12 protein-coding genes, 1 pseudogene and 1 other annotated feature are annotated in these 16,246 nt (G+C 37.8%); of the genes and pseudogenes, 12 read left to right on the top strand and 1 reads right to left on the bottom strand.

Annotated elements, in window-relative coordinates; translation table 11 throughout:
• The first annotated feature begins 47 nt into the window (after positions 1–47).
• From ACSVDH_RS28125 to ACSVDH_RS28070, 12 genes and pseudogenes are all read left to right on the top strand, one after another.
• On the top strand, positions 48–1,856 hold the full coding sequence (locus tag ACSVDH_RS28125) for a sigma-54-dependent Fis family transcriptional regulator (protein WP_439250841.1): 1,809 nt from the start codon (positions 48–50) through the stop codon (positions 1,854–1,856).
• A gap of 280 nt (positions 1,857–2,136) precedes the next feature.
• A pseudogene (locus tag ACSVDH_RS28120) lies at positions 2,137–2,271 on the top strand (helix-turn-helix domain-containing protein); the annotation flags it as partial.
• Positions 2,272–2,434: 163 nt separating this feature from the next.
• Positions 2,435–3,334, top strand: coding sequence for a 4-hydroxy-tetrahydrodipicolinate synthase (gene dapA, locus ACSVDH_RS28115; RefSeq protein ID WP_439250840.1), 900 nt, complete (start codon positions 2,435–2,437; stop codon positions 3,332–3,334).
• Between the two features lie 42 nt (positions 3,335–3,376).
• Positions 3,377–4,540 carry an iron-containing alcohol dehydrogenase gene (locus ACSVDH_RS28110; RefSeq protein ID WP_439250839.1) on the top strand — a complete coding sequence of 388 codons (1,164 nt, stop codon included), beginning with the start codon at positions 3,377–3,379 and terminating at the stop codon, positions 4,538–4,540.
• Positions 4,541–4,549: 9 nt separating this feature from the next.
• Complete coding sequence (locus tag ACSVDH_RS28105) at positions 4,550–5,884, top strand: four-carbon acid sugar kinase family protein (RefSeq protein WP_439250838.1); 1,335 nt, start codon at positions 4,550–4,552, stop codon at positions 5,882–5,884.
• Positions 5,832–6,836 carry a 4-hydroxythreonine-4-phosphate dehydrogenase PdxA gene (gene pdxA / locus ACSVDH_RS28100; RefSeq protein ID WP_439250836.1) on the top strand — a complete coding sequence of 335 codons (1,005 nt, stop codon included), beginning with the start codon at positions 5,832–5,834 and terminating at the stop codon, positions 6,834–6,836. The genes ACSVDH_RS28105 and pdxA overlap by 53 nt, the downstream gene beginning before the upstream one ends.
• 358 nt (positions 6,837–7,194) lie before the next feature.
• Complete coding sequence (locus tag ACSVDH_RS28095) at positions 7,195–8,361, top strand: sialidase family protein (protein WP_439250834.1); 1,167 nt, start codon at positions 7,195–7,197, stop codon at positions 8,359–8,361.
• 404 nt (positions 8,362–8,765) lie between these two features.
• Positions 8,766–10,049: an SLC13 family permease gene (locus ACSVDH_RS28090; protein WP_439250832.1), complete on the top strand. Its 1,284-nt coding sequence runs from the start codon at positions 8,766–8,768 to the stop codon at positions 10,047–10,049.
• A gap of 588 nt (positions 10,050–10,637) precedes the next feature.
• Positions 10,638–11,150 carry a MarR family winged helix-turn-helix transcriptional regulator gene (locus ACSVDH_RS28085; protein WP_439250929.1) on the top strand — a complete coding sequence of 171 codons (513 nt, stop codon included), beginning with the start codon at positions 10,638–10,640 and terminating at the stop codon, positions 11,148–11,150.
• Between the two features lie 9 nt (positions 11,151–11,159).
• Positions 11,160–11,375 (top strand) — a binding site (T-box leader).
• 44 nt (positions 11,376–11,419) lie between these two features.
• Positions 11,420–12,652 carry a tyrosine--tRNA ligase gene (gene tyrS, locus ACSVDH_RS28080; protein ID WP_439250831.1) on the top strand — a complete coding sequence of 411 codons (1,233 nt, stop codon included), beginning with the start codon at positions 11,420–11,422 and terminating at the stop codon, positions 12,650–12,652.
• A gap of 184 nt (positions 12,653–12,836) precedes the next feature.
• Positions 12,837–13,046, top strand: coding sequence for a hypothetical protein (locus ACSVDH_RS28075; RefSeq protein WP_439250830.1), 210 nt, complete (start codon positions 12,837–12,839; stop codon positions 13,044–13,046).
• Between the two features lie 794 nt (positions 13,047–13,840).
• A complete protein-coding gene (locus ACSVDH_RS28070; RefSeq protein WP_439250829.1) occupies positions 13,841–15,388 on the top strand; it encodes an MFS transporter in 1,548 nt (515 codons plus the stop codon).
• A 108-nt stretch (positions 15,389–15,496) separates the two neighbouring features.
• Here the strand turns inward: ACSVDH_RS28070 and ACSVDH_RS28065 are convergent, their stop codons facing one another.
• Positions 15,497–15,973: a hypothetical protein gene (locus tag ACSVDH_RS28065; protein WP_439250828.1), complete on the bottom strand. Its 477-nt coding sequence runs from the start codon at positions 15,971–15,973 to the stop codon at positions 15,497–15,499.
• Between the last annotated feature and the right edge of the window lie 273 nt (positions 15,974–16,246).

Raw genomic sequence — 16,246 nt, 5'->3', positions numbered from 1 at the left:
AATATGTTTACTACTATAAGTTTGTAGAATTTTGGTATATAATATAAATGTTTAAAATTGCAACAGAAGGTGATGGGATGAAGATCATGGCAATTGCCCCATACGATGGCTTAAAAGAGCTAATGATTAGGCTTGGGGAAAAGGAAGATTTTGAATTGCAAGTTGAGGTAGGGGATTTACAAAAGGGAGTTGTCCTTGCAAAAGAGGCTGTAAATAATGGTACAGACATTATTATTAGTCGTGGTGGGACTGCTGAATTGATTCAAAAAGAAGTTCCCATACCTGTGGTTGAAATTGAAGTGTCAGGTTACGATATGTTAAGTGTGTTAACACTTGTAAAGGATTATCCAGGTAAAACTGCAATCGTTGGTTTTTCTCCGATATCTGAAGGTGCTGCTACGATTAGCGGAATATTAGATATAGAATTCTCGACATTTAAGGTGAGACAGGAGGAGGAGGTTGAGCCAATATTATTAAAGTTGAAAAAAGAAGGTTACCAGATGATTATTGGTGACGTCATTACTGTAAAAAAGGCAGAGAAAATTGGCCTAAATGGTATTTTACTTACTTCTGGAAAAGAGAGTGTAATAAAAGCTTTTCAACACGCAAAAAGAATCCATGATTTATTTTCTTCTCTTAAAAAGCATTATTTGATCTCTCATAGTATTATTCAAGAAGAGGAAGAAGGTATCGTTGTATATAATCAAGACTTTCAATGTGTTTTTTCAAATAAGTATTTTGATATAGAGATTAATAAGTCATTTGAGGAAAGCTTTAATATAAAAGATGCCGTTAATGAAGTGCTAAAAAAAGGTATTCTTAAAATGATTTATAAAAATGGAAATAGGATATGGAGTATGAAAGGATCCATCATACAAATGATCGATTCAAAGGCAGTGGTTTTTCGTATCCAAAGATGTAAATCAATTGAAAAACAAAAAGAACAAGGAATTTCATTAGTATCCTCTTTAAATGATAACCGCTCAGTAAAATATTTTAATAATATGGTGTCAAAAAATGAAGAAATGCAAAATACGTTAAAAATGGCAGAAGCCTACCGTGATGAACAAGCACCTGTCTGGATTAGTGGTGAAGAAGGGACTGGAAAAGAAAGCTTAGTTTATTTTATGCATTTTACCAGCTCGAATCGTACATATCCTCTACTTATATTAGACTGCAAATTAATAGGAGAAGCCCAATGGGAAGAATTATTAAATGGGGAACGATCCAATTTATTAGTTCAACATGAAAAAGGGACTCTTTTCTTTAAAAATATTGACTTTTTAAAAAGCTCAATACAAGGAAGGATATTTGATTACTTAAGCAAAAACTCACTTGGGTGCCGTTTAATTGCTTCCTCTAGTAAAAATAGTCAAACACTTTTAAAAAGTGGGGCTTTTAATCAAGACTTGTATTATTACATAGCAAGATTAACGTTGCATCTTCCTTCATTGACAGAAAGAAAAGAAGATATTGAAAGTTTATCGCTTATATTCATAAATGAATTCAACACAAAATTTGGTAAGCAAATAGTTGGAATTCGTAATGATGCAAAAGATGAATTAGAAAACTTTAATTGGATTGGAAACATCACTCAATTAAAACAGATTATCGAAGAAAGCATTTTTGTAGCAAATGGTCCATATCTTGAAAATTATGACATTAAAAAAGTTTTAGGTTCAAAAGCTCAAGCTGTTGACAAAGTTCAAATTGATTTATCAGGGACTTTAGAGGAAATTGAACAAAAGATTATTAGAATGATCTGGATTGAGGAAGGGAAAAATCAAACAAGAACAGCTGAGAGACTAGGTATTAATCGAACAACTTTATGGAGAAAGCTAAAATCAGATATGTAATTTTCCAATGGACAGTTTCGGCTATATAGTGAAAAAAGGTCATCGTTGTTTAAAAAATAAACAATGATGACCTTTTTTTATATATTTCTAAATTATTTAAATAATTTTGTTGATTAAATTAACACAATAATCTACAATTTGAAATGTAAGCGATTAATAAATTGTTTATATGATTCAAAATTAAACACTTTAATTAGATTGTTATTGTTTTTCAAGGCTGTGCTTAACGTAAAAAATACCGTGAACTCCTGATTCGATAAGATAATTGGTCAACTGACGTGGTACTCTAGAGGAAATCGAACAGAGAATAATATCAGGCAGGTTTGGCTGGGAAAAAGGTATGAATCCAACCAAAACGGCTGAAAGGCTGGGGATTAACCGAACCACTTTATGGAGAAAATTAAAGAAACTGTAGATAAAAACATCAAAATGTTTCAAAATTAAACAGTTTTGATGTTTTTATAAATTTTATTACATATATTGATTGCAAAAATAAACACTATAATCTATAATTAAACATGTAAGCGATATTATAACTGTTTAAAAAATAAACAATTAAATTAGAAAGGTGTAAGGGTATGGAACTAAAAGGAATCATTCCAGCTATGTTGACTCCATTAACTTTGGAACAAAAAGTCAACGAATCTGTTACAAGACAATTAACAAACCATTTGCTTGATTCAGGTGTACATGGACTCTTCATTCTTGGAACAAACGGGGAATTTCACCTATTGAATACCGAGGAAAAATTAGAAATTGCCAGGATTGTCATCAAGGAAGTAAATGGAAGAGTACCTGTAATCATTGGTACGGGTGGTAATAGCACAGAGGAAACGATTGATTTATCACAAAAAATGGAGCAGCTGGGCGCAGATGCTTTATCCTTGATTACTCCTTTCTTTATAACGCCATCACAGGAGGAAATGGCGGTTCATTTCGAAAAGGTAGCTGAGAGTACTTCCCTTCCAGTTCTTTTATACAATATCCCAGCTAGAACAGGGGTTAATCTTGAGCCTGAAACCGTTGCACGACTAGCTAAAGTGCCAAATATTGTGGGAATCAAAGATAGCAGCGGCAGCTTTGCCAACATCGAGAATTACATCAATGCAACAAAGGATGAAGATTTTTCCGTTTTTGCCGGTACAGATTCTTTGATTCTCCAAACCTTACAGGCGGGGGGGGAAGGAGCAGTTGCTGCGACAGCCAATATGATTCCGGATGTTGTGGTTGCAATTTACAACAAATGGTTAGAGGGCAATATAGAAGCGGCGGAGGAAAATCAGGAAAAATTACAGCCTCTCCGTGACACCTTTAAATACGGAACCTTGCCTTCTGTATTAAAGAAAGCGGTAGAACTTTATAGTGTTCCAGTAGGACCGCCAAAAATGCCTGTATCTGAGATATCAGGAGATGCGTTAGTAAAGGTTGCAGAAATGGTGGAATTTTATAAACAACAAAAAGTATCGATTGTTAAATAACGATAGTATCACAACATAACTGAATGAGAAAGGTGGATGGAAATGCAAACGATTTATCAATTTCAAACCGCACAGAATATTGTAGCAGGACCAAACTCACTCCAGTTGCTTGGAGAAAAATTGAATTTACTGGGAGTGGAGGTGACATCAGTACTGATCATTACACAGCCGACGATGGTGGATTTGGGCTTTGTCAAACAAATAGTTAGTCAATTGGCGGCAAAAGGAATTTCGGCTGATACTAATACGAACATTCTGCCAGAACCAACATTAGAGAACATTGAACAAGTATTTGGAGAAACGGCAAGTAAGAATTATGATGTATTGATTGGTATTGGCGGGGGAAGTGTTCTTGATACAATAAAAATTCTCTCCGTGTTGAAAACAAACGATGCTTCGATTGAGCAGCTTTTGGGAACTGACCTTGTGGCGAATCCAGGGGTCCCAACGATTTTGATTCCAACCACTTCCGGAACCGGTGCAGAGGTTACTCCAAATGCGATTGTCACCCTGCCGGACCAAGAATTAAAGGTTGGTATTGTAAGTAAGTATTTACTTCCAACCCTTGTTATTCTTGATCCTGTTCTAACATTAAAATTACCTAAGCCAATCACGGCTGCAACAGGGATGGATGCTTTTACTCATTCTTTAGAATCCTTTATTTCAACAAAGGCAAATCCAATCAGTGATATGTTTGCGTTAGAGTCGATCCGGTTAATTTCTTCGAGTATTGTGGAAGCGTATCAAAATGGAGAATCGATCGAGGCAAGAGAAAAAATGTTGGTAGGGTCTATGTATGGCGGGATGGCATTAACAAGTGCAGGAACAGCAGCCGTACATGCTCTGGCTTATCCTCTAGGAGGAAAATATAAAATTCCTCATGGTGTGGCAAATTCTATGCTCCTTCCACATGTCATGAAATACAATATGGATGCGATAACGGACCGATTGGCTTTAGTTGCTGAACCTATGGGAATCAGCGTACAAGGTCTTTCCAATAGCCAATTGGCAGAAAAAGTTGTGGAAAAAATCATTGAGTGGACCAATGTGTTGGAAATCCCTCAAGATCTTAAAAACTATGGTGTTAAAGAAGAAGAATTGCCGGAAATTTCTGTGTCAGCCTCACAAGTCACCCGTTTATTAAATAATAATCCGAAAAAATTAAGTTTAGCAGATATTGAAGCGATTTATCGCCAGCTGCTATAATGCCAGATTATGAGAATATCAGTCATTTCGGATGATTTAACGGGGGCAAGTGATTGTGGAGGGCAGCTAGTCCGTTTTGGTTTAAAGGTGTCCGTTGTGGTGCAGGAACATTCTGAAAAAATTAATGACTATGACGCAGTTATTTACAATACAGACAGTCGCTCTGTTACCGGGTTTAAGGCTTACGAAAGAGTGAAGAAGGTATGTGACACGATAAAATCAGGACCAGTTGACTTGGTCTATAAAAAGATTGATTCGACCATGAGAGGGAATATTGGGGAGGAAATCAATGCCATATTTGATTCTTTTTCCCCGGATTTCGTGATTATAGCCCCTGCCTTTCCGGTGAATGGGCGTAAAGTCATCAATGGAATTCATTATCTGAATTCCGTTAAATTGGAGAATACCGAGGTGGCAAAAGATCCAAAAACACCTGTCAGGGATTCAGAGATTAAAAGATTAATAGAGAATCAATCGAAGCGGAAGGTAGAGCATATTACATTCCAAGAGATTCATCAAGGATATGACACGATCATGGACAAACTGGTTTCCTGTAAGAACAATCAGATCTCTTACATTACGGTTGATTCTGTTCAAGAGTCCGATTTGAAAAAGTTAGTGGAGTTGATTCACCAGACCGATTTTTCCGTCGTTTGGGTGGGTTCTGCCGGTTTAATGAATTATTTACCGGAGATTTACGGGATGAAACAAGTCCAAAAAACGCTTCCTTTGCCTATTCATCGTGAACCTGTTCTCTTGGTTGTTGGCAGTGTTAGTGAAACAGGGAGGTCCCAGTTGCAGCATCTTTTGAACTATTCGGATACTGTTGGACTGGAAATGGATTCGGCAAAAGTTTTACAGGACGAAGATTTAAAGGCAATGGAATTAATGCGAATCCTGTCCGGGGCTAAAGAGGCCTTTTTGCAAGGGAAAAATGTAGTTTTATACTCTTCGAATAATGTGAATGAAACCCGTAAAATTGGAGAGCAACTGGGATATGATGCTGTTAAAATCAGTAATATCATTTCAATGGTATTAGGTGAATTTGCGGCAGAAATGATCCGTGTTCATGATTTAAAGTATTTATTTTTAACTGGAGGAGATACCGCTCAGCAAGTTTTCCTTCAATTAAATGCGAATGAATTTATTTTACTGGATGAAGTAGAATCCGGTATCCCGCTTGGCCGGGTATCCACTGACAAAGAGTTATTTATTGTCACTAAGGCTGGGAACTTTGGCTCAAAGGAAGTCATGTTGAAAGCCGTTTATAAACTTCATGGGAGGGTATATGATGAAGCCGATTATAGGGATTACCATGGGGGACGCCGCAGGAGTGGGTCCTGAGATCATCGTGAAAGCCTTGGGCCATCCAGCTGTTTACGAAATATGCAGACCAGTTGTGATCGGTGATGCGAAAATGATAGAAAGAGCCATTCGTATCACTCAATCACCATTAACCGTTGCGGCGGTTGCATCTGTCACTGAAAGCAAATTTGAATTTGGCAGAATTGATTGTATTGATCTGGATTTACTACCTGATGATCTGCCTTTTGGGGAATTATCACCAAAAGCTGGAGATGCTGCCTTTCAATATTTGAAGACGGCTGTTGAATTGGCGAAGAATAGGGAGATTCAATCGATCTGTACTGCACCATTAAATAAAGAAGCCCTTCACAAAGGAGGGCATCTATATCCGGGACATACCGAAATCCTTGCAGAATTAACGGAGACGGTGGATTATTCGATGATGTTATCTTCACCCAAATTAAAGGTCATCCATTTGACCACACATGTTGGCTTGATTAAAGCGATTCAGTCTATTACGCCAGAACGGACGTATAAAGTGGTTAAGCTTGCCCACGAAACATTAACACGTGCGGGCTATACAAATCCAAGAATCGCGGTTTGCGGAATTAATCCACATGCGGGTGAAAATGGCTTGTTTGGAGAAGGGGAAGAGGAAGAAAAACTAGTTCCGGGAATTGAGAAAGCGATTGCTGAGGGAATAAATGTAAGTGGTCCACACCCTGCAGACACCGTATTTTTCCGAGCGGTTCGTGGTGATTTTGATCTGGTCGTTGCCTGTTATCATGATCAAGGCCATGTGCCAATAAAGGTATTAGGCTTGGAAGAGGGTGTTAATATCACGGTTGGTTTAAATGGTGGTGTTATTCGTACCTCTGTAGACCATGGTACTGCATTTGATATTGCCGGGAAAAATATAGCTGATGAAAGAAGTATGCTTGCAGCCATCCAATCTGCTGCTGATTTGTCTCCAAAAGAAATTTTCAATTAAGAATTAGGATATCCATTATCCAAAAAGAGTTTTAAGGGGGCTTAAAGAAAAATTTCCTCGTGTAATGTGAATTGATTTGGGGTCATTCGGACATTTAGCACTTAGGAATAATTTTAAGTTCCCCCAGAAAACACATACCATCGGTATCGGACCTGAAGTCTCAATCAAAGCTTTTCGAAAGAAAAGCTTATATGAAAAATGTAACCCCTTACTTATTGGAGATAAAAGTATACTGAAATTTATGGCAGCTTACAATACTAATAAATATTCTATGATTTTTTAACTGTATTTAAGAGTGGTTCAGATTTCAACGCATGTTTCTGATAGAAGTTTAAATTAGAAAGATAGGGTGATTAGTATGAGTAATAATAAATTAGTAATTAACAAGTCAATTCCAAACGGTAAATTATATCATGATGATTATACAAATATTGATTTTTCTTTAATTCCATCTGGTCCTTTTTCAACCGCACATGCACCAACTATTATTAAGTTAGACGATGGAGATTTATTATGTGCATGGTTTGCGGGTTCATTTGAAGGCAGTCCTGATATTTCAATTGTATTATCAAAATTTAATCATGAATCGGGGGAGTGGAATGAACCGAAAATTATCTCGCAGGATGATACACGCAGTGAGCAAAACCCATCATTTTTCCACGCACCTGATAAATCAGTATGGTTAATATATACTTCTCAGGAAGGTCGACGACCAGATAAAGATAATATGCAGTTTACGTCAATTATTAAATATCAGAAAACATACGACAATGGTGAAAATTGGACTGAACCAGAAGTATTATTTAGCCAGCCTGGTACATTTGCTCGACAAGCTATTCAAGTTTTAAGTAATGGTAGATGGATATTTAGCACGTGGGTATGTGAAGATTCAGAATTAGGTCTTACAAACGATCCTACAGTATTTCAAGTATCAGATGATGAAGGACAAACATGGAAAGAAGTACGCATGCCTGAAAGTAACGGACGAGTACATGCCAATGTTATAGAATTAGAAGATGGTCATTTAGTGGCATTTATGAGAAGTAGATTTGCAGATTATATTTATAGAAGTGAGTCAACGGATTATGGAGATTCTTGGACAGTGCCTAAGCCAACAACCTTACCAAATAATAATGCAAGTATAAGTGCAATCAAACTGGATAACGATGCAATTGCTATTGCATATAATGCAAACTCTGCTAATAATCCTGAAAAAGGTAAAGTAGCATGGCCTGGATTAAGAAACCCGGTAGTGGTTTCAGTGTCTGAAGATGGCGGAAATACTTGGCCAATCGGTCGAATTATTGAACACGCAGAAGGTTTTATTGGAGCAGAGAATAAAACGAATAATTCACAATTTGAATATCCTACTATTTATCAAGATGCGGAAGGACGTTTACATTTAGTATACGCATATAAGAATAGAATGTGTGTAAAATATAACAGTTTTTCAGTTGAAGATATATATGGTGAAAAACGTGAAAATGAAAGTGTTTACAACCCTACATCTGGAGAAATAAGTTAGATATTAAGTTATCACATAATTATATTTGATAGTCTCATTCATAAAAACGGGCTTTAGACAGATTCTTACCCAATAAATGAACAGAGTATGGGGTCAGTTTATAAAGATAATGGTCATCTGGTTGGAGGTGAGGGCTTCGCTTCATGGGGGATGAGAATAAGACCGATAATCGCCAGTATGATTGTCCTTACTTGATGCAGTCTTCTGATGGAGCACTTCATTTGGCTTATGCATCCCATACCCTTAAAGGTAGAAATATGTTCGCTTCACCAAGCAGAATATGGTGGGGAAGAAAAGAGAGTAGGACTTTATAACCCAACGGCTGCTCAGGCTCACTAAGATACCTTGACAGTCTACAATATGATAGCAAAGTGTCATCACTTAAGAGAGAGGAGAAACAAAAAATGACAATGGAAATGATTCTTGCCCTTGGTATCTTGATTCTGATGATTGTAATGATCATGTCAGATAAATTTGCTTTCGGCTTCCCACCAATCTTGGCCTCCCTTCTGCTAGTAGTCACCGGTCTGTCCACTGTTCAGGAGGCTTTCGCAGGCTTCGTGAACCCAAGCGTTATCATGGTCGCTGGCTTTATGGTTGTTATGGCGGGACTAATGAAGACTAGTTTGATTGGTAAGGTTCAGTCCTCTATGCTTGCTTTGGTAAATAAGGGCGGTTATAAGAGCTATGCTCTTTTGCTCGTGGTAGTTATGCTTGGTGCCAGTTTAGCAGGTACCGGTTCCACTGGTTACTATGTACTGATTCTATCTTTGATATCTACTATCCCTTACAATAAAAAAATGCCTACGTCCAAACTGATGATGCCTTTGGGGTTTGCTACTAACCACCCTTTGATTCCTTTCAATGTAGCACTCTTATATGGTGTTACTGTTAGCGTACTGGAAACGGCAGGTTATACCGACGGGCTGTCTATGTCGAAATTTGCTGTAGTGAATTTCATCCTTTCTCTTGGTTTCTTGGTATGGAGTTTGTTTGCTTATCGTCTTCTACCGGATCATCCAATTACGGAAGCTTCTGGATATGATGAGGTGGCGGTTACGACTGAGATTGAGACTATGCCTGCATGGAAGGAATACTGCACCATCGCTGCATTTATCGTAAGTGTTATTGGTATGATGCTTATGAACGTGTTGGGCAATGCTGCCTATGTAATCCCTGGCCTTACAGGAGCATTCTTACTAATAATCAACGTACTTGACTTCAAGGAAGTTCGAGATAATATGGGTGCACCTGTAATCCTTATGATGGCTGGTGTTATCGGCGTTGCTGACGCTTTGGCTAACTCTGGATTTACAGCTATGATCGGAGAGGCTGTGGCGAATTCATTAGGTACTAATATCCATCCATTCATTCTTATCTTCATCTTCGCACTTCTAACTAGTACCTGTGCTACTTTTACTGGTTCAAATATGGGTTCTGTATACATCTTTGCGCCAATCGCTATTGCAACCAGCATTAGTTTGGGACTTAATCCTGCTGCTGCCGCAATTGCAGTTGTAATATCTGGATGGAACGGCGGGTACATGCCAGTTGATGGTATGCCTGCTATGATTTTAGGAATGGGTAAATATAAGCTTCCACAGTTCTGGTTGTTCTCAGTACCTATGTACCTGTTCCGTATTTTTGCGCTAAGTGTAGGTGCTATTATTATGTTCCCTCCAAGCTGATAAAGTGATAGAAGGAACAGTTGGATTAAGTGGGACGAGATGCAGAAATCACTACAGAGACTGGGGGAATAGCTAACCTCAGAGAACTGCTTTTGTTTTTAAACCGACAACGACCTTGATTCCAGATCAGGGAGAAATCCTTCTTCCACCATTAGTTTATCCAAACGCCTGCTGGAAGTTGCCCAATAAAGTCAAGAGATAATGTGGTGGTTGAAGTAGAGCAGATTGGTAAGCTTCGTAACCCTATAGGGACAATATGAATCCTCGTAAAGGGGAGTAGCATTGAAACAAAGCCGATGGATTACGCCATCGGCTTTGTTGGTATATAACTATGCTTAGCGAGACCTTTGCCTAATTAGATGGCAAAGGCCTCTTTATTTTTACTTTTTATAAAGGGAGGAATATAAATGGAAATGGAATTTTTAAAAGTACTTTTTATGATCATTGCCATTAATATGGTATTAGCGGGCGATAATGCCATATTAAGAAGGCAAGCTTAAGAAAAAAGTTAAATTGTTGCATTCTTACATTCCATCTGCTAAAATCGTTTCATAGCTAACGATTATGAAAATTCACGAGGTGAGGAACATCCATTCGTTTAACGAAGCGGGAGAATTGCTGCCCGAAGAGATCGATACAATCAATCTCCTGACGAAAACGCCGATTAGCTCATTAAACCTCGATGCTATTGCTGTTGTGACGAATATTTACCGAATTGCACAAGGCTTAAGAAATAAAATGGAACGTGAAGTGCTTGTTAAGTATGGGTTATCCTGGACATCCTTTTCCATCCTATATGATTTGTGGATCGGAAATTCTGTTGAAACGAAAAAATTAGCTGAGTCAGCTGGTGTAACAAAAGCAACCGTAAGCAATATTACGAATACACTGGAGCGCAAGGAATTGTGTTATCGAAAAGTGGATACAAGGGACCGAAGAATCACATTTGTCACGATCACGGACAAAGGCAAGCAGGTAATGGAGGAGCTATATCCGAGATTTCATCAAGGTGAAGTGGAGATTGTCTCACAATTAACGCTTGATGAGCAAAAAGGCATGGCGGCATTGCTTAGGAGAATCATTCGGGAAAATCAGTTTTAATTTAATAGGAAAAAAGCGCTGAGAGGAAAAGAAGTAGTCGTTATCTCCCTGTAATCAGAGAGTCGATGGGTGGTGCGAATCGACACAAAGATAACACGAATACACTCCTGGAGCTTTCTTTGCGAAATTGCCGCAAAGAACGGGTGACCGTTAATCATTGAGCGGAAGAATGATATTCTTCAATAAGGGTGGTACCGCGTGCAAAAGTTTAACCACGTCCCTTTTTCGGGATGTGGTTTTTTTCTATTCATTTTTAGGAGGGAAAAATAATGAAACAATTAACTGCTGAACAGAGAAATGAAGTCAAAAGGCAGATGGCGATTTACAGCCAAGGTGTACAAGAAATCATACCAAGTGAAGAGTTAGAAAAGAAAGTAGCAACGTCCATTCTTGAAAATCGGCCATTAAAAATAAAGCTGGGGCTGGATCCGTCTGCTCCAGATGTCCATCTCGGTCATACGGTCGTTTTAAACAAGCTTCGACAATTTCAAGAAAATGGCCATATGATTCAACTGATTATCGGCGACTTTACCGGAAAAATCGGTGATCCGACAGGAAAGTCCGTTGCGAGAAAGCAATTAACCGATGAAGAGGTTCAACACAATGCGAAGACTTACTTCGAACAATTTGCCAAAATTATTGACATGTCAAAGGTAGAGCTGCATTACAACTCGAAGTGGCTGTCTAAATTGAATTTTGAGGATGTGATTCAATTAGCGGGAAAAATCACCGTTGCCAGACTTTTAGAAAGAGATGACTTTGAAGAACGGATTGCTTTCGGAAAACCGATTTCTCTGCATGAATTTTTCTACCCGTTAATGCAAGGCTATGATTCGGTTGAATTGGAATGTGATATTGAGCTCGGCGGGACCGATCAGCATTTCAACATCTTAATGGGACGGCATTTTCAAGAGAAATTCGGAAAAGAAAAGCAAGTTGCACTGCTCATGCCGTTATTAGAGGGACTTGACGGTGTAGAGAAGATGTCAAAATCAAAGAAAAATTACATCGGCATCGACGAGAGCCCGCAAGAAATGTACGGAAAAGCGATGTCCATTCCAGATGAACTAATGATGAAATACTTCGAATTGGTAACAGATTGTACACCTGAGCAAATTCAAATGATCAAAGACGAAGTAAACACAGGGAAATTGCACCCTAGAGATGCAAAAATGCTATTTAGCAAAACGATCGTCCGCATGTACCATGGCCAAGAAGCGGCTGAAAAAGCTGAACAGCATTTTGTTTCTGTCTTTCAACAACGAACACTTCCCGATGAGATACCGGTAGTTGAATGGCAAGGAATGACTGAGATCTCGATCATCGATTTGCTTATGGCCTTAAACATGTTCACATCCAAAAGCGAAGCACGGAGAATGATTGAAAATCGAGGGGTTAAATTAAATGGTAACAAGGTCGAGGATACACAATTACAGGTTACTGTAACAAATGATTTAATCGTACAGGTTGGGAAGCGGAAATTTGTGAAAATAAAGATATAGAAACGAAAAAGGATCTTCTAGGAGATCCTTTTTCGTTATATTCAATGCTCTTAAAGATATCCGCTAAAACCAAATTAGTCGTTGTCATCATAGTCATCATAGTCATAAGAGTAAAAGCCGCCACCAGGGCCGCAACGGTAAACCCATCTACATTCGCGAACCCAGCGGCAACGAGGAGGTCGTGGTGGATAGAAACCCGGTCCAAATCCTTGTCCATAACCTTGTCCATAACCTTGTCCGTACCCTTGACCAAATCTTTGTCCATAACCCTGTCCGCCGTAAGGCTTCCCTAATGGCTGTTGTCTATCAAGGTTTTCATATTGGTTTATACCGTGAATATTCATTCCTGGGTAATCGTAGTAATACAAGTAAAACACTCCTTTTACTAAGTTAAAAATTAATGCTGTTTTCTTTTCTACACAATTACACTATATGCAAAAGGAATGGATAGTTATGGACATTTGCCTAGGAAATAAGCCTGAATTTAGGTGTTTACACTAAATACAACATAAACTTGTATATTTCTTCTTTAACTGGATCTGAACCATGATAGCTTGATAGAGTATGAGGGGTGTTGAGGCAACTCTTTTTTCATAGAAACAAAGAGCCGTTTAAAAAGGTTAGTAAATAATATCTTCAGGTTATAGTTGGTTTTTATTTGTTTATTTTTGTTCACTTTCGTTTCAAATTGTAGCTGAAACGTCTATATTTAAATATTTATAAAAAAATTGATAGAAATTATTGACCTAAAGCGCTAATGTAAGTATAATCAAAAACAAAAAGGGAAATAAACAAACATAATGGGATTTAAACAGAAAAATACAAACGTTATGCATTTATGCTCTAAACGGAACAGCATATTCTTAAATGGCGTCTGCTAATAAAAATTGAAAGGCTTTTCAAATGATTGAGTATGTGATACAAAGTAATGTGGAACAACAGGATTGTAGCTTCATAGATGGAAAAACAAGACTTGTAAAAAATTCCTAATACCTATACTAACACACTTATTTGAAAGCGGTTAATGTTAGCGGTTAAATTGTGGAATCGATACCTTATGGAATCGATCCCTTATCGTCAAATAAAATTTCTACGAACAAAAATCCATTATGACATAACAAAAAGAAAAATCGGAGAATGTATCTCTTTTTGAAAACGTTTTTAACATGGAATGAGGAGGTTATCGAAATGAAGGATAGAAAAATTAACTTAGTAAATTATGTTGCATACGGTTCTACTGATTTCTTAGGTGCGGGTGCTTTTGCGTTAACAGCAGCTTGGTTGTTATATTTTTATACGACCTTTTGCGGGTTGACACCTGTACAAGCAGGTTCGATTTTTGCGATCGCCCGTTTTGTCGATGCCATTGCAGCGCCGGTAATGGGGTACATAACCGATAATTTTCATAAAACCAAATTGGGGAGAAAATTTGGCAGAAGAAGGTTTTTCTTATTAATTTCAATTCCTTTAGTGATTAGTTATACCTTTATTTGGGTCAGCGGGATGAGCTACTGGTATTATTTACTCACGTATATTGTATTTGAAATTGTTTATACAATGGTGTTAATCCCTTATGAAACTTTAGCAGCAGAGATGACATCAGATTATAAGAAACGCTCAAGATTCACTGGTGCTCGCATGTTTACTGCTCAGCTATCGGCCGTTTTCGCAGCCTTTATTCCTGGTAGATTAGTAGAAGCGCTTGGCAAAGATGATCCAGCAACATTTCTTTACACTGGCGGAATTTTTACCGTTATCTTTATTTGTGTATTAACGTTTGTGTATAAATTTACTTGGGAGAGACCTTTAGAAGATATCCTTCGTGAAGAGGGAGCGGAGGAAAAGCTTCCATTCCTTGAAAACGTGAAAAAGGTTTATGTCGATTTATTATCGACATTGAGAGTCAGAACCTTTAGACAGCATTTAGGGATGTATTTAGGCGCCTATTTAAGTCAGGATATCTTTAATGCCGTGTTTACGTATTTTATTATTTTTTCGCTGGCACAAGATGCCATTGTTGCCTCCAACTTGATGACGGTCATGTATTTATTGCAAATTCTTGGTGTATGGTTAGCGATGTCGATCACAATCAAGTTAAATCCTGCCCCGGCATACCGGGTGGCCATTTTGCTCTTTATGGCAGGAGTCGTTGGTTATTTAACAGTCTATTACGCGAATCCTTCTAATTTAATGGTGATGTTATTTATTTTGATTGGTGTCGCAGGACTTGGTCGTGGAGGCTTGAATTACATCCCGTGGAATAACTATTCCTTTATACCGGATATTGATGAAGTCCTTACTGGGCAAAGAAGAGAAGGGGTGTTTGCCGGCATGATGACGTTTATCCGCAAAGCGTCGCAAGCACTTGCAATCTTCCTTGTTGGTGTCATATTAGAAAAAGCAGGTTTTGTGTCAGGAGAAACGGCACAAACACAATCGGCACTAAATGCTATTATGGCCATTCTTACAATTGGAACATTGCTCTTCCTTATTGGAGGCTTAATCATCTCTTATCGATACAAATTAACAAAGGAATCCCATACGATTTTATTAAATGAAATCAACCGACTTAAAGCTGGCGGTTCATTGAATAAAATGGACAGCAAAACTCGAACAGTGGTTGAGCAGTTAACAGGCTGGAAATCGATGCAATTATGGGGGAACAATCCAGTTGGATATAAAAATAAAGTGAAGTATAAAAACGCTGGAAATGAAAGAAAGGTCAAAACGAGTTGATTTGAAAGAAAATCTGGAACGCAATTTGTAAAGGTTTGCACATCGTTTCAAATAACATAGAGAAAAGAATCTTCGATTGAAGATTCTTTTTTCTTAAAAAGGAGATGATCACACCTCCTTTAATTTTTTAATAAATCGTATATGCAATGGAAGAAAAAAGGCATAGACAACAAAAAAGATCGGAATCGAATACCAGGTTTGCCAGTTATTAAGTTTCATGATACCAACCTGTACGGCAAACCAATTCAATAAATACGAGCCTAGTGTAAAGCCAATAATAGAAGTCCATTTATGAGCTTCATTATAAAAATTAACAAAAATTATAGCGATCAAACCCGGAATCATGCCATACAGAAACAGTTCCGGAACGGCTGTTACCTTACCGCTTCCTACATTAAAAAAGTCAAGTGGGTCACCCAATGTCATATCCACTGTCCACACGATGTAGCCAATCACCCCAAACGTAGTATAGATTTCTTGTTTGCTTACTCTCTTCGGCATGAACAAAATAAAGACGAGTAGAATCAGACTAAGAGTAATTGGATACCAAAGCCCCTTACTCGTTAAGTCAAAATTTGGTTTCATAACAAAATCCCTCTTTTATTTCGTGAATATTGTTAGAGACGTTTTATATTCCTGTCTCCCAGCTATAGAAACAGTATTAACCATAATTTATGTTAATATCTCTTTTTTCTATTATTTTTAGTTCTAGTTTCCAGGCTTTTTGAGATGCAAAACATTGATAAATCAATGATGTATAAAATCCTGCATAATTGATAAAAAACGGACAAGAGCCAAACCCTTGATATAAGGTTTTGGCCTTTTTGCTTACTTTTGATAGTTGTGATTATGTAGAGT

The organism is Metabacillus sp. Hm71 (assembly GCF_051842955.2).
Taxonomy (GTDB): domain Bacteria; phylum Bacillota; class Bacilli; order Bacillales; family Bacillaceae; genus Metabacillus.
Note: the sequence above shows the minus strand (reverse complement) of the source record. Positions and strands in the feature narration are given on the sequence as shown.

What these genes read in the sequence shown, in the direction of transcription:
- dapA (WP_439250840.1), top strand. Translation starts at nt 2,435, where the DNA reads ATGGAACTAAAAGGAATCATTCCAGCTATGTTGACTCCATTAACTTTG.
- ACSVDH_RS28105 (WP_439250838.1), top strand. Translation starts at nt 4,550, where the DNA reads ATGAGAATATCAGTCATTTCGGATGATTTAACGGGGGCAAGTGATTGT.
- pdxA (WP_439250836.1), top strand. Translation starts at nt 5,832, where the DNA reads ATGAAGCCGATTATAGGGATTACCATGGGGGACGCCGCAGGAGTGGGT.
- ACSVDH_RS28125 (WP_439250841.1), top strand. Translation starts at nt 48, where the DNA reads ATGTTTAAAATTGCAACAGAAGGTGATGGGATGAAGATCATGGCAATT.
- ACSVDH_RS28065 (WP_439250828.1), bottom strand. Translation starts at nt 15,973, where the DNA reads ATGAAACCAAATTTTGACTTAACGAGTAAGGGGCTTTGGTATCCAATT.
- tyrS (WP_439250831.1), top strand. Translation starts at nt 11,420, where the DNA reads ATGAAACAATTAACTGCTGAACAGAGAAATGAAGTCAAAAGGCAGATG.
- ACSVDH_RS28110 (WP_439250839.1), top strand. Translation starts at nt 3,377, where the DNA reads ATGCAAACGATTTATCAATTTCAAACCGCACAGAATATTGTAGCAGGA.
- ACSVDH_RS28090 (WP_439250832.1), top strand. Translation starts at nt 8,766, where the DNA reads ATGACAATGGAAATGATTCTTGCCCTTGGTATCTTGATTCTGATGATT.
- ACSVDH_RS28070 (WP_439250829.1), top strand. Translation starts at nt 13,841, where the DNA reads ATGAAGGATAGAAAAATTAACTTAGTAAATTATGTTGCATACGGTTCT.
- ACSVDH_RS28095 (WP_439250834.1), top strand. Translation starts at nt 7,195, where the DNA reads ATGAGTAATAATAAATTAGTAATTAACAAGTCAATTCCAAACGGTAAA.